Annotated in this window: 22 protein-coding genes, 1 tRNA gene and 1 other RNA gene; 13 read left to right on the plus strand and 11 right to left on the minus strand. The window is 58.7% G+C overall.

All coding sequences use genetic code 11. From position 1 onward, the window contains the following. Positions 1–2: 2 nt before the first annotated feature. Entirely contained in the window at positions 3–1,280 is a 1,278-nt protein-coding gene (locus IPH10_05995) for a citrate (Si)-synthase (protein ID MBK6910471.1), read from the minus strand. A 341-nt stretch (positions 1,281–1,621) separates the two neighbouring features. Here IPH10_05995 and rmuC point away from each other — a divergent pair, with 341 nt between their 5' ends. Both rmuC and IPH10_06005 read left to right on the plus strand, forming a co-directional pair. Next, complete coding sequence (gene rmuC / locus IPH10_06000) at positions 1,622–2,917, plus strand: DNA recombination protein RmuC (protein MBK6910472.1); 1,296 nt, start codon at positions 1,622–1,624, stop codon at positions 2,915–2,917. Then, complete coding sequence (locus IPH10_06005; protein MBK6910473.1) at positions 2,905–3,498, plus strand: SprT-like domain-containing protein; 594 nt, start codon at positions 2,905–2,907, stop codon at positions 3,496–3,498. Before rmuC ends, IPH10_06005 begins: the two co-directional genes overlap by 13 nt. On the opposite strand, the gene IPH10_06010 is transcribed toward IPH10_06005, so the two are convergent. Then, on the minus strand, positions 3,488–3,961 hold the full coding sequence (locus IPH10_06010; GenBank protein ID MBK6910474.1) for an OsmC family protein: 474 nt from the start codon (positions 3,959–3,961) through the stop codon (positions 3,488–3,490). The genes IPH10_06005 and IPH10_06010 overlap by 11 nt on opposite strands. Positions 3,962–4,181: 220 nt before the next feature. Between IPH10_06010 and IPH10_06015 the strand changes: the two genes are divergently transcribed. Further along, positions 4,182–5,816, plus strand: a complete 1,635-nt coding sequence (locus tag IPH10_06015) for a thioredoxin family protein (GenBank protein ID MBK6910475.1) — start codon at positions 4,182–4,184, stop codon at positions 5,814–5,816. Positions 5,817–5,843: 27 nt separating this feature from the next. Then, the gene (locus IPH10_06020; GenBank protein MBK6910476.1) at positions 5,844–6,170 is read left to right on the plus strand and encodes a thioredoxin fold domain-containing protein; all 327 of its coding nucleotides are present in this window, start codon (positions 5,844–5,846) and stop codon (positions 6,168–6,170) included. A gap of 72 nt (positions 6,171–6,242) precedes the next feature. Here IPH10_06020 and IPH10_06025 read toward each other — a convergent pair whose 3' ends face one another. From IPH10_06025 to IPH10_06065, 9 genes are read right to left on the minus strand one after another with little or no spacing between them, the layout of a single operon-like run. Then, positions 6,243–6,569: a hypothetical protein gene (locus IPH10_06025; GenBank protein ID MBK6910477.1), complete on the minus strand. Its 327-nt coding sequence runs from the start codon at positions 6,567–6,569 to the stop codon at positions 6,243–6,245. A 24-nt stretch (positions 6,570–6,593) separates the two neighbouring features. Beyond that, positions 6,594–7,901, minus strand: a complete 1,308-nt coding sequence (locus IPH10_06030) for a thymidine phosphorylase (GenBank protein ID MBK6910478.1) — start codon at positions 7,899–7,901, stop codon at positions 6,594–6,596. 8 nt (positions 7,902–7,909) lie between these two features. Continuing rightward, on the minus strand, positions 7,910–9,199 hold the full coding sequence (locus IPH10_06035; protein ID MBK6910479.1) for a glucose-1-phosphate adenylyltransferase: 1,290 nt from the start codon (positions 9,197–9,199) through the stop codon (positions 7,910–7,912). Between the two features lie 21 nt (positions 9,200–9,220). Further along, on the minus strand, positions 9,221–10,591 hold the full coding sequence (locus tag IPH10_06040; protein MBK6910480.1) for a phosphoglucosamine mutase: 1,371 nt from the start codon (positions 10,589–10,591) through the stop codon (positions 9,221–9,223). Then, positions 10,573–11,028, minus strand: coding sequence for a GAF domain-containing protein (locus tag IPH10_06045; protein MBK6910481.1), 456 nt, complete (start codon positions 11,026–11,028; stop codon positions 10,573–10,575). The genes IPH10_06040 and IPH10_06045 overlap by 19 nt, the downstream gene beginning before the upstream one ends. A 3-nt stretch (positions 11,029–11,031) precedes the next feature. After that, positions 11,032–12,702: a DNA polymerase/3'-5' exonuclease PolX gene (locus IPH10_06050; GenBank protein ID MBK6910482.1), complete on the minus strand. Its 1,671-nt coding sequence runs from the start codon at positions 12,700–12,702 to the stop codon at positions 11,032–11,034. Then, positions 12,699–13,226, minus strand: coding sequence for a type 1 glutamine amidotransferase (locus tag IPH10_06055; GenBank protein MBK6910483.1), 528 nt, complete (start codon positions 13,224–13,226; stop codon positions 12,699–12,701). Before IPH10_06055 ends, IPH10_06050 begins: the two co-directional genes overlap by 4 nt. Positions 13,227–13,229: 3 nt before the next feature. Next, complete coding sequence (locus IPH10_06060) at positions 13,230–14,177, minus strand: DMT family transporter (protein ID MBK6910484.1); 948 nt, start codon at positions 14,175–14,177, stop codon at positions 13,230–13,232. After that, the gene (locus IPH10_06065; protein ID MBK6910485.1) at positions 14,158–14,847 is read right to left on the minus strand and encodes an HAD family hydrolase; all 690 of its coding nucleotides are present in this window, start codon (positions 14,845–14,847) and stop codon (positions 14,158–14,160) included. The genes IPH10_06060 and IPH10_06065 overlap by 20 nt, the downstream gene beginning before the upstream one ends. Before the next feature lie 204 nt (positions 14,848–15,051). On the opposite strand from IPH10_06065, the gene IPH10_06070 reads away from it, so the two are divergent. The 9 genes from IPH10_06070 to IPH10_06110 all read left to right on the plus strand — a co-directional run bounded on the left by IPH10_06070 (position 15,052) and on the right by IPH10_06110 (position 21,814). Beyond that, the gene (locus IPH10_06070; GenBank protein ID MBK6910486.1) at positions 15,052–15,732 is read left to right on the plus strand and encodes a DUF5020 family protein; all 681 of its coding nucleotides are present in this window, start codon (positions 15,052–15,054) and stop codon (positions 15,730–15,732) included. Positions 15,733–15,951: 219 nt separating this feature from the next. Further along, positions 15,952–16,027, plus strand: a tRNA-Ile gene (locus IPH10_06075). A gap of 183 nt (positions 16,028–16,210) precedes the next feature. Next, positions 16,211–16,954 carry a hypothetical protein gene (locus IPH10_06080; protein MBK6910487.1) on the plus strand — a complete coding sequence of 248 codons (744 nt, stop codon included), beginning with the start codon at positions 16,211–16,213 and terminating at the stop codon, positions 16,952–16,954. Next, positions 16,955–17,398, plus strand: a complete 444-nt coding sequence (locus tag IPH10_06085; protein MBK6910488.1) for a ribonuclease HI family protein — start codon at positions 16,955–16,957, stop codon at positions 17,396–17,398. Then, positions 17,395–18,294 (plus strand): hypothetical protein, encoded by a 900-nt coding sequence (locus tag IPH10_06090; protein MBK6910489.1) that lies wholly within the window; start codon positions 17,395–17,397, stop codon positions 18,292–18,294. Before IPH10_06085 ends, IPH10_06090 begins: the two co-directional genes overlap by 4 nt. Positions 18,295–18,307: 13 nt before the next feature. Beyond that, positions 18,308–18,739, plus strand: an RNA gene (rnpB, locus tag IPH10_06095) — RNase P RNA component class A. Positions 18,740–18,852: 113 nt separating this feature from the next. Next, positions 18,853–20,550, plus strand: coding sequence for a single-stranded-DNA-specific exonuclease RecJ (recJ, locus tag IPH10_06100; GenBank protein ID MBK6910490.1), 1,698 nt, complete (start codon positions 18,853–18,855; stop codon positions 20,548–20,550). Continuing rightward, positions 20,547–21,023, plus strand: coding sequence for a hypothetical protein (locus IPH10_06105; GenBank protein ID MBK6910491.1), 477 nt, complete (start codon positions 20,547–20,549; stop codon positions 21,021–21,023). The genes recJ and IPH10_06105 overlap by 4 nt, the downstream gene beginning before the upstream one ends. After that, positions 21,023–21,814: a hypothetical protein gene (locus IPH10_06110; GenBank protein ID MBK6910492.1), complete on the plus strand. Its 792-nt coding sequence runs from the start codon at positions 21,023–21,025 to the stop codon at positions 21,812–21,814. The genes IPH10_06105 and IPH10_06110 overlap by 1 nt, the downstream gene beginning before the upstream one ends. The last annotated feature ends 1 nt before the right edge of the window (position 21,815 follow it).

Raw genomic sequence — 21,815 nt, forward strand, 5'->3', positions numbered from 1 at the left:
GCCTATGCGCCGGCGAGCTTCTTAAGCGCGCCCGTCGTGATTGATTTCGGCCGTTGAATTGGTTCACCCCACGCGCGGCTCATGACGAGCTGCGAGCAGATGCCGATACCGCGCGAGACGCCGAACAGCACGGTGTAGTAACGCGGCTGCGTGATGCCATAATGATAGAGCAGCGTACCAGAGATCGAATCTACGTTCGGCCACGGATCCTTGATCTTCTGAATCGTCTTGAGAATATCCGGCACGACATTGAAGACCTGCTCGGCCAGCTTGAAGACGGGTGCATTCGGGCATTCCTTCTTGCCGAAATCGAGGAAGGCCGTGAAGCGTGGATCCACGACACGCAGGACGGCGTGACCGTAGCCCGGAATCACGCGGCCGGAAGAGAGCGTCTCCGTGGCGAACTCGTGCAATTGCACGTCGCTCGGGTTACCGCCGAACTTCTTCAGCACACCAAGCAGCCACTCGAGCACCTCTTGATTGGCCAAACCGTGCAGCGGACCAGCCAAACCGTTCAGTCCGGCACTGACAGCGTAGTACGGATCGGACAACGCCGAACCAACGCAATGCGCCGTGTGCGCGGAAACGTTACCGCTCTCGTGGTCGGTGTGCAACGTCATATAGAGTCGCATCAAGCGGGCGAAGCCGCCGTCCTTGTCCTCAATTCCCAGCATGTAGGCGTAGTTGGCACCCCAGTCAAGCCCGGCCTTGGGTGCGATCCGCGCACCGAGATCGTAGCGCCAGCGATAGACGCCGGCGGCAATTTCCGGCAGGCGGGCCACGAGCGTCAAGCTGTCTTCCAGCGTGGCGCGCCAGTACTCGTCTTTGCCCATACCTTCATCATAGCGGCGGCGGAACACTGATTCGCGCTCCATGGCCAGTACCAACTGATTGAACACAGCCATCGGGTGGCTGTCTTTGGGCATGGCATCAAGCACATGCCAGATGTAGTCCGGCACGCCCTGACGCTGGGTCAGGTCGGCCTGGAAGTCTTTGAGTTCGGCTGCGGTCGGCAATTCGCCGGTTAGCAACAGCCAATACACCTCTTCGGGCAGCTTATCCACGAGTGCCAGAATCGGCGTACCGCGAATAATCAAACCTTGATCCGCGGGAACTTCCGATGTGTCGCAGAGCAGGGACTTAATACCGCGCTGGCCACCAAGGAGCGCGCCGACACTGACACTGTCAATAACAGCTTCGCCGTGGGACTTCGCCAGCGACTTGATAGATTCCTGATAAGCCGGAATGGTTTTGGATAGTTTGTCGAGCAGCAGTGACATAGCTGTGCGCCTTGCTAATCGTTTGTTTTATTTGGTACTGTTTAGAGCCATATTATCGGGAAAAGCGTACACAAAAGCAACAACCTGCCGCGTACGGAGCCTGACATAAGGTGTGGTTTTCGATTAGTTTAATGTTCAGTCATGGCCGGCAATCGGCGAGGCGTGCGGTTTTCGTGAGAGGGCACCCCGTGCCCAACCTCGCCCAACAGGCAGCAGAATAATTAAATTTAAACAATTTAATAATTTAAGTTAACAGCAATCCCTTGCGATACGGTCAGCCCTGTGCCGGGTTCATTGCGGTTTAGACCGGAGTTCCGTAATTTATTAGATTAAGCCCAACTATGTCCACGCTCCTCCTAATTCTAACCGCTGTCTCGCTGGTGGTCGTCGTCGTGCTTGCACTGCAGGTGGCGAAGCTGTCACGTGGTGTTTCGGCAGATCGGGAGCGCGAAGCCGGTTTGGACACTCGGTTGGCGGTGCTGCATGAGGCCGTTGAGCGTACAAGAGCAGAGAGCACCAAACTGCTCGCGGACGAACTTCGGGAGACGCGCCGGGATTTGACTTCAGAGCAGGAGAAAGCGCGCGGCGAGTCTCGCGACACGCTCGAGCTATTCCGGCGGACGCTTGAGAGCTTGCGGGTTTCCCTGGCGGAGGATCAAAGCAAGGGCCGCACGGAATCGCGGCAGACACTGGAGCAGACGGTGCGTCAATTGACGGACCAGTTTCAGAAGCTCCAGCAAGCCAATGACCAGCGCCTGGCCGAGATTCAGAAGCGAGTGGACGAGAAACTGTCCGAGACGATCACGCGGAACGACACCCTGTTCAAGGGCGTGACGGACCGCCTGATCGAGCTGCACGCCACAAACGAAAAAATTCAGCGCTTTTCTCAAGAACTGGAAGAGCTCCAGAATGTTCTGAAAGCTCCGAAGCTGCGTGGTGAGCTGGGCGAAATCGAAATGGAGCGGATGCTGCGGGACTGCTTGCACCCAGATCAATTCGAAACTCAATACACTTTGGGCGCGGGCCGCGTGGATGCCGTAATATTTAATCCGCAGGGCAAGTTGCCGGTGGACAGCAAGTTTCCGCTCGAGGCCTTCAACCGGATCCGTTTAGCGACAAATGAAGCCGAAATGGAAGGCGCGCGCAAGGAGTTTGCGCGGCATGTGAAGAAGCACATTGACGACATCGCCAACAAGTATATCCTGCCGCCGGAGACGCTGCAATTCGCGGTGATGTATGTTCCCGCGGAAGGCGTCTATTACGAACTGCTATCGAATCCCGAATTGATGGAGCACGCGCGGAATCGCGGCGTGTTCCCCACGTCGCCGACGTCGTTTTGGGCCTTATTGCAGGTCACCGTCATCGGATTCAAGGGGATGAAGATTTCCGAAGGCGCGCGGCGCATTGCGGGTTTGCTCAAGGGGTTGGGGGATGATCTTGGCAAAGTGCGGACGAGCTTTGACAAAGCCGCCAATCAAGTCAAGTTCGCTCACGACAACATGACGGCGGCGAATCGCGATTTGGAGCGTTTTGACAACAAGCTCAAGACAATCCACGGCGAAGGTGATGCCGAGGGAATTGCTCCGGGCGAAATGCCGCAACTGCCGTCGGGCGAAAGGACTTTATGGGAACCGTAAGGCGAACCCGACCGATTCCTGACCCGCATCAGTACGAGCTCTTTGGCAAGGCCGTGGAAGTCCTCGCAACGACGGCCTCAGCGGCTGGAACGCCGCCGCCTGTTCAAAGCGGGCGGCGCGGCCCGCGGCATAACCCGCGCGGGCTTGTTTACGATCTGCAACAGTGCTTTGATATCATTAATGACGTGATGTTCAAGCACGAACTGCGTCCGCCGGTCATTCGGTGGAGCCGCAACCGTTGGCGCTATACACTCGGCCTGTGCGATATTCAGCGGCGCGTGATCACGATGAATTCCGCGCTCGACGATGCACGCATTCCTGAGATGGTGGTCGCGGGAGTGATGCATCACGAGATGCTGCATCTGTATTTTGGCATCACCGAAGGACCGAAAGGTGGACGGCGCTTTCACACGCCTGAGTTTCGCGCGGCGGAACGTCTGTTTCCGGCGTATACTGCGGTCGAAGAGTGGCTGCGAGATCATTGGCCGCTGCGTGGTCGTCCCGCGCGCAAGCCGCGACCGGTGACCAGCGGTTTCTTAGCCTACCTGGCGATGATGCACGGGTCAGCGCCTACGGCGTAGGCGATTCGTAGATCGCGGAGTTGCGATCCACGCTCCACTCGTCACCGGGCACGCCATTCAGCGTAAACGACGCGAACAGCGTAACGGACCGGTCGAGCGACAAGGTCACGGAGCAGTACTTTGCCAGCGACAGGTTGAGTGCCTTTTCGACATCAGCGGACGTCAGTTCCGGCCCGTCTATCTGGGCATGGAAGTGAAGCGACAGAATTCGCCGAGGGTGAGTTTCGGCGCGCGTGGCCTCGACCTCCATGTCGAACCTCGTAAACGATTTGCGGCTCTTGCCCAGAATATGAACGACATCCATGCTGACGCACCCGCCTGCGGCGATGGCCAGCATTTCGATTGGCGATGTGGCCGCATTTCCGCCCCCCGAAACCGGGCCGGCGTCCAGCGGGAGCCAATGGTTGGAATCGGCTTTGGCAAGGAAGGCCATCTGACCAGTGTGCCGCAGCAGAGCTTTCACGGGAACCTCCATTAGACATAACGTGTATCATAAGGTGTCAAAAATCATTGGGATTCGCAACCGCATGTTGAGACTTGCACCACTAGTATTCGCAATAATTGCTTGGAGTTGTGCCTCGCCCGGCTGGGCTCAAGAGGACGACGGCGGCCCTGTCTCGCCAGGCGTGCCGGTTCGTGCCTTGTGGAGTACCTCGGCGATCGCGGCTGGCGGATCATCAGAATTGGGACTTCTTTTTGCGGTCCCCGCGAGACATCATATTACGGACGTTGAGTTTGGTCTGTTCTTTGTCGCGGTTGCGGACACGCTGGGTCTGGATTTTGGCGAGCCGGTCTTTCCGAAAGGCGAGCCCTTTGAGGATGAGCGTTGCTACCGTGGCGATGTGCTGGTCAGGGTTCCCGTCACGGCGGCCGCGGACGCGACGGTCGGGACGTTCAGCATTCCGGTGAACATCGGTTACCAGATGTGTCAGGAGTTTGGCGAGGGCGTCTGTTTCCTGCCGGAAACCAAGACGGTGACGGCGAAGACGGACGTGCTGGTCGCAGGCAGTGAAGTTGTGGCGGCCAACGACCGAGTGTTCTTCGGCGGCGGCGAGACTGCTGTTGAGGAACCCAAGGGCATCGAAGCGCGGCTGATGGCGGCGCTGGCCAAGGGCTCGTGGACGGCATTTCTGGTCGCTTTTATTGGTGGTATTCTGGCCAGTTTCACGCCCTGTGTCTACCCGGTTATTCCGATTACGATCGGCTACATCGGCGGCGCCAGTTCGGGCAAGCCGCTGCGCGGCCTATGGCTCTCGTTTATCTTCTCGCTGGGCATTGCCATCGTGTACAGTTCGCTCGGTTTGTTTGCGGCCGCGACGGGCACATTGTTTGGATCAATCTCCGGTTCTCCATTCGTCAATATTGTCATCGCGCTGGTCTTTGCTCTGATGGGGATTAGCATGCTCGGCGCGTTTGATATTGCGTTGCCGTCCGCGTTACAAACCAGTCTTGTCGGAGGTTCGACACGCAAGGGGCTGTTCGGTCCGTTGCTGCTCGGCATGGCGTCGGGCCTAATCATGGCTCCCTGCGTCGGACCTGTGATTGTCGCGCTGCTGGCCTGGGTTGCGCAATCGGGGGACCTATTCTACGGTTGGGCTCTGCTGTTCACCTTTTCTTTGGGATTGGGACTGCTATTCCTGTTGATCGGCACGTTTGCCGGCGCAATTCAAGCTTTGCCGCGTGCCGGTTCGTGGATGGAAATGGTAAAGAAGAGCTTTGGTTGGATTCTGCTGGCGGGTGCGCTTTATATGCTTCGCCTCACGCTGCCGCCGATGATTTATCTCGGTTCATGGGCCGCGCTGTTGATCACCTTCTCGGTTTTCACGGGAGCGTTTGACGCGTTGACTGATGAAGCCACCGCCAAACAACGATTGGGCAAGGCGTTTACACTGATGGTTTTTGTGTTGGGTGGAATCCTTCTGTTCAAGGCGGTCAATCCTAACGGCGGAACCGCGGCCACGGCCGAGCTGAGCGAGCTCGAGTGGAGAGTGAACGAGGAAGAACAGGCTTTGGCCGAGGCCGAGGCGAGTGGCAAGCCCGTGCTGATTGACGTTTATGCGGACTGGTGCGTGGCCTGTGTGGAACTTGACGAAAAGACATGGGTTGTTCCGTCGGTACAGGAGCGGGTGGATGAGTTTGTGCGCTTGAAGCTCGACTTCACCAAGGAGACACCGTGGGTGACGGAGATGAAGAAGAAGTACAGAATCACCGGCATGCCGACGGTGATTCTGCGGAATGATGGCCAGGAAGTGACGCGCTTCACGGGATTCAAACCGGCCGATGATTTTATTGCCTTGCTGGATCAATACAACTTGTAACGATAACGCCGACTCAAAGGAGCGAACGTGGCGGAATTGCTGACGGTTACTGACTCGAATTTTGAAGAGAAGATTTTACGCGCGGACCGTTTGGCCGTGCTGGATTTCGGCGCGGAGTGGTGTGCGCCGTGCAAGAAGGTGCATGCGATGCTGAAGGAGCTTGCGTCCGATTGGACGGACCGGGCCGTAATCGGCGAGATTGATATCGCCGCCAACCCTGAAGTGCCGCGCAAGTACGGCGTGCTGAATATTCCGCAGGTGCTCTTTTTCAAGAACGGGCAGCTTGTCGAAACGGTTACGGGCGTGCTGCCCAAGGCGAAGCTCGAAGAGAAGTTTCGCAATCACGCGCAATAGGCGCAATTCCATTCAAACTGAACAGGGCCGCTCATTCGAGCGGCCCTGTTGCGTCTGCATACTGGTCTGAAGTTATTTCTTTTTCGCCGCGGTCTTCTTCGGGGCGGCGGGCACGGCGGATTTCTTGGCGGCAGCTTTTGCGACCGGCTTTTCCGCCGGGGCTGTATTGGCGACGTTGTCAACGGCTCCGCTCAGTTCGGCAATTTCGCTCTTGAGCGTCGCGATCTTCTTTTCCAGCCGGTCATGCAGTTTGTCCACTTCGCGATTCATGGCATCGGTGTGCCCGGCCTTGAGCAGCGCGCCGAGTTTCCATTTCCCGGACGACGCCTGCATCTCCTTCTCAGCCATCAAGAGCTTCAGCTTGAGGGCGCGCAATTTCTTCTCGACGGACTCATCCATCGCAATTCTCCGGTAGTTTAGGTGCTACTCGATCGTAAAATAATGTAAGGGCCGCGCGGCGGGAACGGCGGGCGCAATGTCGAAGGCGCGGGCAATTCGCGATTGTGCTGAGGAGGCCTCAACTGAGCGGCTCCACTGCAACGTTGCCAGCACTTCGCCGCGTGTGACCTTGTCCCCGCGATGCTTCGCAAATAGCACTCCCGCGCTCGGGTCAACGGCATCGGCGGCCGATTTGCGTCCTGCTCCCAATTCAACGAGCGCCAATCCGACTTCACGCGGGTGAACTTCGTTGATGAAGCCGTCTTGCTCGGCGCGGATCTCGAATAAGTTCTTGCAGGGATTCGCCTGTTCCCATTCGCGCCAGATCGCGGGATCTGCTCCCTGTGCTTCGGCGATGCGCCGAAAGCGGTCGTAGCCGCGTCCGGTCTCCAGGACTCGCGTGAACGCGGTCATGCCGGCGGCATGCGACGCCGACAAGCCACCCAGCCAGAGCATCGCGCCGCCGAGTAGTGTGCAGAGTTCGAGCAGGCGGCGTTCGCCGCGTCCGGTGCGCAAGACATCGAGGCACTCGCTCACTTCCAGCGCATTTCCGGCGGTCGCGCCGAGCGGCTGGTGCATGTCCGTTCCGAAGACGACCGTACGGACGCCGTATTCGCGCGACCAATTCACGATGCGTTGGCCTAATTCCCGCGCTTCCGAATCTGATCGCAGAAAACCACCCGGCCCGAGCTTGACGTCCATTGCCAACGCGTCCGTGCCTTCGGCGATTTTTTTCGACAAGATGCTCGCGGCAATGAGCGGTGGAATCGCGACGGTTGCAGTGACGTCGCGAAGTGCATAGAGCCGTTTATCGGCGGGCACAAGCTCCGACGTCTGCGCTCCGAATGCACAGCCATGTTCACGCAAAACTCGGGCGAATTCGTCCCGGGCCAACGTTACTCGCAGGCCGCGGATGCTCTCCAGCTTGTCCAGAGTACCGCCCGTGTGCCCGAGGGCGCGGCCGGAGATCATTGGGACGCATAGACCCGCTTCGGCAACGACCGGCGCGATGATCAGTGAAGTTTTATCACCGACACCGCCCGTGGAGTGCTTATCCACTTTCGGCGCGGGGATGTCGGCAAACGACCAGCGCTCGCCCGAACGAATCATGGCATCGAGAAACCGCAGCCCTTCGCGTTCCGAAAAACCCTGGAAGTAACCTGCCATCAGCAGCGCGGACATCTGGTAGTCCGGCACTTCGCCTACGGCGAACTGGCGGATAAGGCTGTCAATCTCTGCATCAGTCAGTTCACCGCCCGCCTGCTTGCGCGCTATAAGCTCAACGACCTGCACAGATTTTCCTACCGTGCGGGCAAGACTGCGCCGTCGGGAATGATCGCGTCCTTTTCGACGATCACGATGCCGTCGCGTACCGCATACCCTTCACCGTCATGGTCGGGTACGTTGACGGGCGGATCAATTTTCACTCCGTAACCGATTCGCGCATTTTTGTCAATGATGGCTTTGCGGATCAGCGTATCGCCGCCGATCCCCACGTCTGGTCGGCCTACTTCGCGATTGAATGCCAGCGAATCCACCGTTTCATAATAGTCCGCGCCGCAGACGACGGAATCAATGATCTTCACGCCGGCCTTCGTGATCGAACGGGTGCCGACGATGGAGTGTTCAATAGCGCCATGTTCAATCCGGCTGCCCGCGCAAATCAGGGCGCGCTTCATGAAGACTTCGCGCATACTTGCGCCCGGCAGAAAGCGTGGACGGGTGAACAGGCGTTGGTTCGCGTCGTATAGACCAAAGGCCGGTTGCGGATCGGTCAGCGCGAGATTCGCGTTGTAGTACGAATCAATGGTTCCGATGTCCTCCCAATAGCCGCTGAACGGGTAGGCGAACACGCGATGCGAGTGAATCGCCGACGGAATCACGTGTTTGCCGAAGTCCGACCCGGATTCCGGCGCGAGCAGATTCTCCATGGCCTCCCAACTCATCACATATACGCCCATTGAGGCCATCACGACCGGACCATCCATATCGAAGTCGGCGGAGCGGAACATCTCGCCAGACAGCTCCCAACCCTTGATCTCATCGAGGGATTGCGGTTTTTCGCGGAATTCAACGATGCGGCCTTCGGCGTTCACCTGCATGATGCCAAAGCGATTGGCGTCCGCGAGCCGCACGGGATATGTGGCGATGGTAATGTCGGCGCGCGAGCGTCGGTGCAGCGCGATCATTCCGCGGTAGTCCATCCAGTATATGTGATCGCCTGAGAGAATCAAGACATCATCCGGTTCGGATGGTTTGACATGCCGCAAGTTTTTGCGCACGGCATCGGCGGTTCCCTGCAGCCAGTCACTCGTATCGAGCGTCTGCTCGGCGGCCAGTACCGTCACGAAGCCGTTACGAAACGCGTCGAAGGCGTAGGTCATGGACACATGCCGATTGAGCGACGCGGAATTGAATTGTGTTACGACGTAAATCCGGCTCAAATCGGAGTACAGGCAGTTGGAGACCGGAATATCAATGAGTCGGTACATGCCGCCGAACGGCACGGCGGGTTTGGAGCGCGGCTTGGTCAGCGGATAGAGTCGCGTGCCGCGTCCGCCGCCCAGAATGATCGCTGCTACTTTGTCCATTGGGGAGAGTGGGTATGGTTATCAGTAATGCAGAAAACTCACAACTTCAGCGGCCAGCCGCTCGGCTTCCGCGGCCGACTGCGCCTCGGCAAACACGCGCACGACGGGTTCAGTATTCGAAGCCCGCGCCTGAATCCACGCTTTGCCCGTGCGCCATTTCAGGCCATCAAGCCGTTCGGGTTGTCCGAACAATTCCACGCTTTCGAGTGATTCAAGCGCCTCGCGCTGCTCGACCAACGTGGCAAACTCGACCTTTTTCTTGACGAGATGGTATTGCGGCATGGCGTCGAAGAACTGCGCGGACGATTGTGCGGATTCGAGCAGCGCCTGGAGTACGAGCGCGGCGCCGACCGCTGTATCGCGGGAAGCATGAATCATCGGCAGCATGACGCCTCCGTTGCCTTCGCCGCCGAAGGCTGCCCGGACCTCGTGCATGCGCAGTGCCACGTGCGCCTCGCCGACTTTCGTTTCGAAATACTCGCGACCGAACATCCCGGCGATATCGCGCAGGGCCAGGCTGGTCGAACAATTGGCCACGACCGGGCCGGGCACATGCGGCAACACAGCCAACGCCGCCGCACAAAGCGTCAACTCTTCACCGGCAGGTTTGCCATCGGAACGAATCAGCGCCAGGCGATCCGCATCGGGATCGAGCACCAGTCCAATATCCACACCTGCCGCGAACATGGCGGCGCACACGTCACCCAGATTCTCGGCAATCGGTTCGGGATTGCGCGGGAATACCCCGGATGGTTCTGCATGGAACGGAACGACTTCACAGCCCAGATGTTCCAGCAGACGGGTCAACAATTCGCCGCCCGCGCCGCACACCGCGTCCAGTCCGACGCGGAATCTACGCGCCTGCAAATCTGCGACGCCGAGGAACGGCAATCCAAGCACGGCGTTGAGATGCCGTTCAATCGCCAGTTCGTCGCGCTCATACTGACCGACATGATAGGCGTCCACGTCAAACGCATCTTCGGACTCAACGGCCGCGCGTAGAGCTTTGCCGCGTGCCTCGTCAATAAACAGGCCGTCCGCGCCGTAGAATTTCAGAGCGTTCCACTGTGCCGGATTGTGACTGGCTGTGATTGCAATCCCGCCGCGGGCGCGATGCTGTTCGACCGCCAGCGCTACGGTCGGCGTGGGAACAACACCCACGTCAATGATACTAGCGCCAGCCGAAGCCAAGCCGGAAATCGTCGCGGCGCGCATCATCGTTTTGCTGATGCGGCTGTCGCCGCCGACAACGACGGGGCCCGATGCACAGGATTTCCCGAACGCCTGGGCCCAGCGCAGACAGACATTCGCGGTCATCGAATCGCCGACAATGCCGCGCACGCCAGAAATTGAGATCATCAGCGGTGTGTCGCTCACCAACGCCCCGGCCATTCGCGCCCGATGAATTCCGCGATCGCTTCCAGGAATTTCTGGTCGCTCGCGTCGAAGTCCTTGACGTTCTTACCGTCAATGTCAATCTCACCGATGACCAGGCCATCCGCATAAATCGGCACGACGATTTCGGAGCGTGTCGAAACAAAACACGACAGGTAGCGCGGGTCGCTGTGAACGTCATCCACGATAATCGTCTGGTCTTCGCGCACCGCCGCGCCGCAAATGCCTTGTGCGATGGGGATGCGCGTATGCTCTGTCGGCTCATCACCCGTCCACGGTCCCAACACGAGATGGTCGCCGTCCACCCAATACAATCCAATCCAATCGTACTGGGGATGCGCCGTGCGCAACGCTTCGCACAACGCCTGACAGCGCGCGCGAAAATCGCCCAGCGGCAAACGTGAAGTGATGGACGTAGGTGAAAGTGAGATCATGTCCTAATCGTGTGATTGGCACCAGTTCAGAAACTCCGCCGCGCTCCACGTTGAAGGGCACAGCGCCGGCGGCAGCGGACCTTTCGCAGCCAGTTCGAGTCCATAAGTGATTTCATCCAAGCCGTTGGCCGCATGCGCGTCGGGGTTCAGCGGAATCGGCACGCCCAACTCAATCGCCCGTCCCAACCACCGCCAATCAAGGTCGAGCCGGTGCGGGCTCGAGTTCAATTCGACGGCCTTGCCATGTTCGGCGGCGCAGCGCAGCACCGCCTCATGGTCAATCGGATAACCTTCGCGTTTCAGCAGCAGCCGTCCGGTCGGATGCCCCAGCATGTCAACATGGGGATTGCGCAACGCGCCGCACAGCCGCTCCGTGGCCGCTTCCATGGTCATTTGAAAACCGGAGTGAATCGAGGCCACGACGAAGTCGAAACGTGACAGCAACAGATCGTCAAAGTCCATTCGCCCGTCGGGAAGGATGTCGCATTCGGTGCCTTTGAGAATCCGGAAGGGCGCCAATTCGCTGTTGAGCTCGTCAATCTCGTCCCATTGCTGGTGCACGCGGTCGGGCGATAACCCGCGCGCGTAGGCCGCGACTTGCGAGTGGTCGCAAATTCCCAAGAACTCATAGCCGCGCGTCATCATGGCCTCTGCCATCTGCCGCAGCGTGTGCTGACCATCCGAATAGGTCGTATGCACGTGCAAAATGCCGCGCAGGTCGCTTCGCAGCACCGGCAACGGATAGTCACCGTCGGCGCTCGAGCGCAAAACCAAGCCTGATTCGCGCAGCGGCGGCGGCACGAACGCTAAACCGAGTGCCGCGTAAACTTCTGCTTCCGTCGCCGCGTTGATGATCTCACCGCGCTGACGCAAGGCCGCCACATGTTCCTTCGAACCGGTGGCGAGCACGAGTCGCGTGCCAAGCTCCTGCGGCCCACATACGGACAGTTCCACTTGCATGCCGGCGCGTTCGCGGCCTTGCCAGATATCGCCGTCGCGATTCTCCCACGTGATCCCCTCGATCCGTGCCAAAACTTCTTTGACCGCGGCATGCGCCTCGCGTTCCGCGCAGACGATGCAATCCAAGTCGCCACTCGTCTCGCAATTGCGCCGCAGACTTCCGCAGAAATAGACAAACTCCACGCCGGGAATCAGCATGATGTCGTCGCGCAAAGTGTCCGCGGCCGTATGCGCGTGGTGGCGCAGCCGCCGTTCGCCGATCGTCTTCAAGAATTCAAGGCTGGCGCGAAATTTGTCGAGCGTCTTGCCCCCGAATCCGGAGACCTTGGCCAATCGGCCTTCGTGGATAGCGCGCTCCAACGCCATAAGTGAATCCACGCCAGCATCGCGCCACAGAGTGCGCGCTTTTTTCGGCCCAAGGCCATCCACTCGCATCAAGTCGAGCACGCCCGCCGGTACGCGATGCCGAACAGATTCCAAATCCGCGAACGTCCCGCCGTAGGCTGCTTCCCGTATCGCCAGCGCGACCGCCGGACCGATGCCGCGCACCATGGCCAAACGATCGCCGATGAGCAGCTCCTCTAACGAGGCCCCGACGCTCTCGAGTTGCCGCGCGGCGTTGGCGAACGCCTTGGCGCGAAACTCATCCTCATCCAGCAGCCCGAGCAGCGTGGCGTACTCTTCGAGCAGTGTGATAACGTCGCCGCGTGTCACGCCTGCTTGTCGAGAAGTTCCATGAACTTGTGCATGAAGGCGGGCAGGTCGTCAGGCTTACGCGCCGTCACCAGATGGCGGTCGGCGACGACTTCCTGATCCACCCATTTCGCGCCGGCGTTCACCATGTCATCGCGAATCGCCGAATAGCTTGTCACTGTTCGTCCGCGCAAGACACCGGCCGACACGAGCACCCAGCCGCCGTGACAGATGCAGGCGATGGGTTTCTTGGCGCGATCCATGTCGCGCACGAGCGCCAGCACGCTGTCGAACATGCGTAACTTATCCGGCGCCCAGCCTCCGGGAATAATAAGCCCGTCAAATTGAGTGGCTTTCACCTTGTCGGCCGTCTTATCCACTTTGACCGGATAGCCATACTTGCCTACATACTCCGGCGCGGATCCGGTGCCGACGATGACGACTTTCGCGCCTGCTTCGCGCAGACGCATGACGGGATACCAGACTTCAAGGTCCTGGTAGTGATGTTCGACGAATACCGCGATCTTCTTGCCAGCGAGGTTCATAGGTTAACCCGTAACTTTGCGTCTAAGGCGTTCAGCGCGGCGCATGAAGGCCGGCGCGTCCATCAAGATAACTCCGGCAATCACCAGCAGACCGCCGAACACGAGCGGCCAACCGATCACTTCGCCGACAAAATAGGCCGAGAGCGTCGTCGCGACAACTGGTTGCGGCGTCGTTAGAATGGCGACCTGCGCCGGTTCAACGCGAGTTAATATGCTGTACCACACGACGTAGGCGACAATCGTCAGCATCAACCCCGAGTAGAACGCGCCGCTCCAGCCAATCCACGTGATGCGAGAATAGTCCTGAATCATGGCATGGTGAATCAGAAAAGGCAGGCTGATCACGGTACCCACAATCAGCAACAGGCAAGTCATGGGCAGCGCGCCGTACTTCACGACCAGCGGCTTGCCCAGAACTGTGTATGTTGCCCATGCCAACACGGCGGTGAAGATCAACAGGTCGCCCAGAAACATCTGCGAGTGAAAATCCACCGGACCGCCGCGGGAGACGACCAGGGCAAGTCCGGCCAGCGCTACGATAATGGCGACGACTTTGTGCGGCAGGATTTTTTCGTAGCCCAGCGCTGCCGACAGGAATAACGCGAAGACAGCCGTGGTGCCGTAGAGCAGCGCCGCGTGCGACGGCATCGTGAGGCTCATGCCGTAAAGATAGATCAACTGATTGACCGGTACGGCCACCAGTGCCAGCAGGATCACGCGCGGCCAGTCGCGGCGTTCGATCTTGGGCCATGCGCGCGCAATCAGTGCGACCGCTGTCAAGCCGAACAAGCCGATCGTCAGCCGCCAGAACCCGAAGGCAATGGGATGGAATTCGCGCAGCGCGAGCTTGTTAAACACATAGCCGCCGCCGGTAATCGTAATGTGCGTCACCATCAGGCCCAGCAGCGACAGCCGCTGTGACCACGCGGACTTACTGGGCGAAGAGTTCAAGCACGTCCGCCGTCTGACTGAGGTCTTCGCGCACGACGTCGGCACCCACAGCAGCCAGCATATCGGTCGTGTACTTTCCGCCGGTGGCGACGCCCAGCGTGCGCATCCCGAGCACTCGTGCTCCCCGGACATCGTACTCGGTATCGCCGATGACCCATGTTTCATTTGCGCGAAACGGCTCGCGGAAGTGGGCGCATGCGGCATCGAGCGCGTCCTGCAGAATCGCGTGGCGCTCCAAGTGCAGGTCGCCGAACCCGCCAACGGGGAAATAGTCGTTGAGGCCGAAGTGTCCGATCTTGGCACGCGCTCCGGCTTCCATGTTGCCGGTGCCGAGGGCCAAGGCGAAGTCGTTCGGCCGTTGCCGCAGTTCGGCGAGCAGTTCGCGCACGCCGGGATGCACGCGCGCACGGACGCTGGCACGAATGGAGGCGGGCAGTTCGGCCAGGTAGAGCGGCTTAAACACGTCGTAACTTGCGCGCCAGTCCCCGGTCAGCCCGGTATTCTCAAAGCACTCGCGAAAGATCAGCGGATCGGTCCGACCGTGCATGGACAGACCTTCGGTAATCGGGTCTCGTCCAAAAATCTTGTGGAAGGCCTTGGCGTAGGCTCGAAACGTTGCGCCGTCCATGCTGGCCAAGGTGCCGTCAATGTCGAAAATTAAGAGCTTCATAGGCATATGCTATGTAATGTAAGGCAAATCAGCCGGATAATCAAGGATTTTCGGTCGTGCGATTGCTTCTCACGACACGAGCGACTATCTTAAGATCGTCGGCCCGCTGTCGGGCCGATTCGTTTGGTGTCGTCGAGTATTGCCGCGTGCGAGTCCCGGAAAACCTCTGCGCGGTTCATTCAGCCTGAATAAGGAAAACCGGATATGCGCCTGCTTCTTGCATGCCTCTTGGCCCACTCGGTGTGGGCTGCCGACACGTATGTCAACGGCCAACTGCATCGCGATTTCGATCGCGAGGCCTTCACGTCCACAGTCGAGATCTGGAGTGGCGACAAGTTGGGTTCGAGCTTCCTTTTTGCGGATTTTGACTTTGCCGCGACCGGGCAGACACAGTCGTATTTTGAAGTATCGCGGCATTTTAGGATTGCCCGGACGCAATGGGGACACTTCAACGTGACCGTGCAATACAACGATGGTGTCACGCCTGCGGATGGCTTTGGTTCCAAGACAATTCCGCGGACCCTGTTAGGCGGCGTCGCTTTGACCGAGTTGAAGTTGGGCGCCACGCTCCTCGAAGTGCAGGCCTTGTTGCGACAAGAATTTGCGGCGGATCTCGGCTGGCAACTAACCGCCGTTTGGTTCACTCCCATAAAACGGACGCCGTTTGAGTTCCTGGGCTACGTGGACTGGAACAGCAATGAATATGGCGACCAGCCAGTGTCCATTCAAGCGGAACCGCAGTTTCAGTACCGTTGGAAGCAGGTCGCGGTGGGGGCAGAATGTGAAATTTCGAGGAATTTTGCGGGAGCCTACACCGAGGCGGACGGGTATGAGACTGGCAAATGGTATGTGCACCCAACCGTCTTTATTCGCTACGATTTGTAGATATTCTGGTCTGCCTCTGCCTCGCCCTCTCGCCTGTTGCGGGGATTTTGTGATTAAGTCTATAATAATATTGACTTAAAGTTTAATCGAGAGTGGTCGGTCGGCTTGACAAGTCACGGGAGGTTTGTATATTAAGAGTCTACGCTGGATATGCGGATGGGCGGCGGCTGGGAGGTCACAGAACCCCGGACGGTGCGGCCACGGCAACTGGCGGAGCATGGGCTCATAGCTCAACGGTTAGAGCAGCGGACTCATAATCCGTCGGTTCCAGGTTCGAATCCTGGTGGGCCCACCACGCGGCGACCACCGGTACCAGCAAAAGCAAACGGAGTTCCTTGTCTTGCGCACCACGCTGTCGGCGGCACTCATTGCGGTTACCGTTCTCAACGTGGGCAGGGAAATGCATTCTAAGGGTGTGCGGACCGTCTTTCGCGCACCTTTTTTCGTTTAGGGCAATAACAGAAGCAGGCAGAGAAGAGTGATCATTCAAGACACCACGCCGGAGCAGATCCGCAAAGCGCTGAAGGCGCTGACGGAGATTCAGGAAATTGACTTAGAATTGGCGGAAATAGCCGAAGAGCGCGGAGGGCTGCCGGAGCAGGTCGAGGCGCTGACCGCGCAGATTGCGCAGTACGAGACATTTATTGTGCAGAAAGACCAGGAGCGGGAGCAGGCGGAGCGTGTCACCGGTGAATCCGGGCACAAGTTGGCGGTGGCGCGTGAGAAGCTGGCCAAGTATCAGGAGCAGCTTTACGCAGTGACCACGACGCGCGAATACGACGCCATCACGACGGAACAGGACTCGGCCAAGCGCGAGATCGCGGAGTACGAGCAGTTGATCTCGACCAATACAAACCGCGCCGTGGAATTAGCACAGTTGGTAGAGACGCGGCAGGCTGAGCTTGAGCAGCTGCGGAAGGACAAGGTTTCCCGCGAGCAGGAGCTCGAGCGTAAGCTGCGCGAAACGGAAGGGGCCGAGGCCGATCTTACGCAGCGCCGGGCCACGTGGGCCAAAGATCTCAATCCGCGGCTGCTGGCGCACTACGAGCGTATTCGGGATGCCAAGGACGGCCGCGGCATCGCAGTGTTGGTTGGCGAGGCGTGCGGCGGCTGTTACGCCCTGATTCCGCCGCAGACGCAGGTCGTGATTCGCCAGTCGCGCGACATCTACGCGTGCGAGGCCTGCGGCCGATTTATCGCCCCCGATTCCGAAATCAACTGATTGGAACTTCACGCGCACATTGACGGCGGTGCTCGCGGCAACCCGGGACCGGCGGCGATTGGGGTGGTTATTCACGATGACCAAGGGAATCTCCTGTATGAGGAGGGTACCTACATCGGCCACGGCACGAATAATGAAGCCGAGTATCGAGCGCTGATTCGCCTGCTCGAAGTGTGCGCGACGGATCCTGTGATCAAGGAGAGTGGTGCCACGGTTCTGCGCGTTGCCTGCGACAGTCTCTTAATTGTCAATCAGGTACTGGGTGAATGGAAGATCAAGGAGCCGCGCCTGCAGGAATTGAACAACGAAGTTCAACACAATAAGCGCGCCCTGAACGGCCTGTCCCCGCGCATCCGCCACGTTCGCCGCGAGGAGAACAAAGACGCGGACAAACTGGTTAATCGGGCCTTGGATGAAGCAGAGAAATCGCGAGCGCAGGCATGATAAAATTTCTCCTTTTCGTGCTGCTCCTGGCCGGGCTCAGCTACGGCGCGTACTGGTACTTCTTTAAGGCCGATCAGCGGCTTTTGGATCAGGCGCGGGAAGCGGTCAGCAAGGGGGACTATACCTCGGCGCTCAATGACATTGAGCAATTGGTCTCGAAGCATCCGCAGTCGGACAAGCTGACGCGCGCGGAGGAGCTGCGGCAGGAAGCCGGCAAGAAGCTGCGCGATCAGATCAACATTCAGATTGACAAGCTGATTGCGCAAGACAAGGTTGACAGCGCCAAGGTTCTGGTCAAGACGGTCCGCGAGAAGCTGGGGTACCTGGCCGACAATCTGCGCTACGCGGGCGACATGGACATGAAGATCGCCGTCGCCAACGCCGAGACAGCCTTTCAGGAGGCGGAGACGCGCGCCAATGCCGGCGATCATGCCGCAGCCAAGCAGCTCTTGATGAGTATTGTTGAGCGCCACGGTCAGACCGAGTTCGGTCGGCGCGCCGCCGACTGGCTGAAAAACTACCGCATTCGCTATCAGTTGCGCATTGACGGGGTCAATGCGCCCGACGGAGTGAAGTTTGATCCTGTGATCATTAATTCCCGCGCCGCCGCTCCGGACTTTTACGTGGTCGCCGAATTGAATGGGGCGCGGCTGTTCATGACAGACATCGTCAAGGACAGCGCCGTGCCGCGCTGGACGCGCGGTCAAGAAGTCGTCTTGCACGAAGCGGACGTTCTAACGTTCAAGATATATGACGACGACGGGCTGCGCGGCAACGAACTCGTGGCGACGACGCAGAGTCGCCCGGGTGACATGAACGGCAAGATGACGGTCAGTTCGAAGTATGGTCCGGTTGAACTGATGGCCCGGTTGGAAAACGGGCCTGCGGTTCGATAGGATTCTCAATTTGCAGGTTCGCCGGGTGATCGCGCGTGACGCAAGAATCGCGAGGAAAGTCCGAACTTCATAGAGCAGAGCGCCGGCTAACGGCCGGGTGTGGTGACGCAACGGAAAGTGCCACAGAAAATATACCGCCGAAGAAAAGTCAAAAGTCGGAAATCAGAAGTCGGATACTTATTCTGGCTTTGACTTCTGACTTCATACTTCTGAATTTTCTTCGGTAAGGGTGAAAAGGTGCGGTAAGAGCGCACCGCGCATCCAGTAATGGGTGTGGCAGGGAAAACCCCGCTCGAAGCAAGGCCAAGTATGCCGGGAGTCTCCGCTGCTCGCGGAGCATAAGTCCCGGCGGGTAGGCCGCCCGAGGTGATGAGTAATCATCATCCCAGATAGATGATCACTGCCCGCAAGGGTACAGAATTCGGCTTATAGGCGAACCCCAAAAAAATCACAAGTCAGAAGTTAGAAGTCGAATCTGCACATTGACTTCAGACTTCTGGCTTCGATCAGTTCCCCCCAAACAAGTTTTTTGTTTTATTATGACATACAGGAACAACCATGCAACCCAGATGGGAAATGGTGGAAAGTCGGCCACATGAGGAGATCGAACGCCTAAGCCGACAAGCCCACGTCCCCTACACTATCGCGCGAATTCTATTGAATCGCGGGATGGACACTCCCGACGCGATCGAGCGGTTCTTTAACCCCTCGCCGGCGCAGCTTCACGACCCGTTCCTGCTGCCCGGTATGAGCAAGGCGGTGGACCGAATCATTGAGGCCTTGCAGAACCGCGAACGTATCGCGATTTATGGCGACTACGATGTGGACGGCATTACCTCGGTCTCGATGCTGTATCTGTTTCTACGCGATCTGGGCGGTGAAGTCATCGCCTATATCCCCGACCGGCAGAACGAAGGCTATGGTATTTCGCAAGCCGGGCTCGACGAAGTCAAGAAGCAGGGCGCTCAACTCGTCATCTCGGTGGATTGCGGCATCACCTCCGTTGCGGAGGCGCATTACGCGCGGTCATTGGGCCTTGAGCTGATCATCTGCGACCATCACGAACCGGCGGACGAACTACCGGAAGCGCTGGCGGTGCTCGATCCGAAGTGCAAGGACTCGACCTATCCGTTCACGGAATTGGCCGGAGTCGGCGTCACGTTTAAACTCGCGCAGGGCATCACCAAGACGCTTGGACTCGAAAGCGATTTCGCGTTCAAATATCTTGATCTTGTGGCGCTCGGCACCTCGGCGGACATCGTGCCGCTTGTGGACGAGAATCGCGTTTTGGTGAAAGAAGGTCTGGAGAAGCTCAATGCAGCACCGGAAGTCGGCTTGGCGAGCCTGATCGAATCGGCCGGTGTGCGCGGTGGAAAGATTGACGTCGGCCAGATTGTGTTCAATATTGCGCCACGCATCAATGCCGTGGGGCGCATGGGCAGCGCGATGCGCGCAGTGCAGCTATTGACGACGCGTGACCAGAATCAGGCCCGCGAAGTGGCGCAAGTTCTCGAACAGGAGAACCGTCGCCGCAAGGAAATTGACAACGACACGCTGGCGCAGGCGCTCGAAGAGATTCGCTACACGATGAACCCGCAGCAGCGCTGTTCGATCGTGCTGTCCCGTGAGGGCTGGCATTCGGGAGTGATCGGCATCGTCGCATCGCGCTTGATCGAGAAGTTTTACCGTCCGACCGTGATGATTTCGGTCGAAAACGGCATGGGCAAAGGCTCGGCGCGTTCAGTGTCGAATTTTGACATTTATGCGGCGCTGAAAGCCTGTTCCGATCTGCTCGAGCAGTTCGGTGGTCACAAGTACGCCGCCGGGCTGACGATCCCGGCTGAGAATATTCCCGCGTTCAAGGAACGCTTCGAGCAGGCCTGCAAAGACCTGATGACCGAGGAGGACCTGATTCGCAAGGTTCGCATCGAGAGCGAAATTGCGCTTGACGAAATCACCCCGGAAGTGGTGCTGGCGCTCAAGAAATTCGAGCCGTTCGGTCCGCACAACACGCGGCCGACGTTTGTCTCCCGCGATCTCGGCACGGCATATCCGCCGCGCATCGTTGGACAGAACCACCTGAAGCTCGTTGCTTTGCAGCACGGGACTCAGTTTGAGGCCATTGGCTTCAATCTGGGTGACCGGATTGACCGCTTCATGAATGGCCGCCGTCAGTACGAGATGGTGTACGTGATTGAAGAAAACGAATATCAGAACCGTAAGACCACGCAACTGCGCATCAAGGACATTCGATGAGCACACGCCGGGTAAAAATATTGTTTATGCTCGTCCTGGCGGCGGGCGTGATGGGTATGGGCCGCAAGGAGGCCAAGGACCAGAATGCTCCCGCCGCGCCGGCGAGCGGCGTGACGGGCCGTGTGGAAATCTGGAGCGGCAATCACATGCCGATGGTGGATAAGGGCGCGACGGACGGAAAAAACGTGCTGCCGGGCGCAAGCCTGCGCGTGCGTCTTTACGAGCCGGTCCGCGGCTTGACCGGAGCGAGTGCCGATACGATTCCAGTACCGCTGGTGGCCGAAACCACAACTGACGCGGACGGCCGTTTCACGATCCCTTGTCGTGAAGGCAAGTACAGCCTGTTTGTCGAAGACAGCACGGGCTGGTATGCCAATGGATGGGACGGCGACGGTGTGCAAGGCGCTGTTGTCGTTGAACCGATGAAGATGACTGAAGTGATTCTTAAGAACACGCGTAAGGCGACGTTTTGATGAATCTTCGCATCGGCACTTTGGTTCTGGCGCTGATGCTGATCGCACAGCCTGGCATAGCGCAGTATTCGCGCCCCGCTGCGCCGTCCGAATCCGACAGCACCACGGCGGACTCACTGCGGGATAGCACGGCGCAGGCGCTGCCCACGCCGAGTGTCAACGCTCCTGGTCCGAAAATCGAGCTGATGCAGCAGGCCATGCGCTGGGTGCGGCGATTGCTTTATCGCGGCTACCTTGACAACTCTACATCCGGAACGAGCGCGACCTACGCGTTGACCGAATGGACCGAAGCTGCGGGGCCGCAAGGCCCGGTGATTGCCCACGTCACGATTATCTACCTCGGCGCGGTGTCGTGGATGGGCAAGCCCGCTGAGTGGTTTCAGGCAACGTACAAGAGTTTTGAGAACGAACGACCGACGGTAGATTTTGATCTGGTCATGGCGGCGAGTAACGACAAAGTCGGCGAAGCCTATCGCGCATTATGGCGGGTAGACAAAGACGAGTTGGCGTCGGCGCTGTTTAATGATACCAAAGGCATGTTTGATTTTGATCGTGAAGACCAGCCGGTGGCCGGCGAGCAAACGGTGTTGAAGCTCTTCGCGGGCGAATTTCCGGTGACCAAGTACATTGGTTCAGGCGGAGACGGCGCAAAGGTCGTCGCGTATCGGTCGTCCGATGTTCCGCCGCTGAATCTTGTGCGCTTGGGTTACGGGAATCATAGCTTGAATCTTCGCGATCGCGGTTACGATATTGAACCCAGACTCCAGGTCCCGCTTCCCACTTCACGTTAGA

The organism is bacterium (assembly GCA_016702305.1).
Classification (GTDB): domain Bacteria; phylum Electryoneota; class RPQS01; order RPQS01; family RPQS01; genus JABWCQ01.

Excerpts from the sequence above, each read along its gene's own strand:
- IPH10_06035 (MBK6910479.1), bottom strand. The coding sequence starts at position 9,199 with ATGGACAAAGTAGCAGCGATCATTCTGGGCGGCGGACGCGGCACGCGA.
- IPH10_06070 (MBK6910486.1), top strand. The coding sequence starts at position 15,052 with ATGCGCCTGCTTCTTGCATGCCTCTTGGCCCACTCGGTGTGGGCTGCC.
- IPH10_06055 (MBK6910483.1), bottom strand. The coding sequence starts at position 13,226 with ATGAACCTCGCTGGCAAGAAGATCGCGGTATTCGTCGAACATCACTAC.
- IPH10_06045 (MBK6910481.1), bottom strand. The coding sequence starts at position 11,028 with ATGATCTCACTTTCACCTACGTCCATCACTTCACGTTTGCCGCTGGGC.
- IPH10_05995 (MBK6910471.1), bottom strand. The coding sequence starts at position 1,280 with ATGTCACTGCTGCTCGACAAACTATCCAAAACCATTCCGGCTTATCAG.
- IPH10_06105 (MBK6910491.1), top strand. The coding sequence starts at position 20,547 with ATGAGCACACGCCGGGTAAAAATATTGTTTATGCTCGTCCTGGCGGCG.
- IPH10_06040 (MBK6910480.1), bottom strand. The coding sequence starts at position 10,591 with ATGGCCGGGGCGTTGGTGAGCGACACACCGCTGATGATCTCAATTTCT.
- rmuC (MBK6910472.1), top strand. The coding sequence starts at position 1,622 with ATGTCCACGCTCCTCCTAATTCTAACCGCTGTCTCGCTGGTGGTCGTC.
- IPH10_06025 (MBK6910477.1), bottom strand. The coding sequence starts at position 6,569 with ATGGATGAGTCCGTCGAGAAGAAATTGCGCGCCCTCAAGCTGAAGCTC.
- IPH10_06110 (MBK6910492.1), top strand. The coding sequence starts at position 21,023 with ATGAATCTTCGCATCGGCACTTTGGTTCTGGCGCTGATGCTGATCGCA.
- IPH10_06090 (MBK6910489.1), top strand. The coding sequence starts at position 17,395 with ATGATAAAATTTCTCCTTTTCGTGCTGCTCCTGGCCGGGCTCAGCTAC.
- recJ (MBK6910490.1), top strand. The coding sequence starts at position 18,853 with ATGCAACCCAGATGGGAAATGGTGGAAAGTCGGCCACATGAGGAGATC.
- IPH10_06065 (MBK6910485.1), bottom strand. The coding sequence starts at position 14,847 with ATGAAGCTCTTAATTTTCGACATTGACGGCACCTTGGCCAGCATGGAC.
- IPH10_06005 (MBK6910473.1), top strand. The coding sequence starts at position 2,905 with ATGGGAACCGTAAGGCGAACCCGACCGATTCCTGACCCGCATCAGTAC.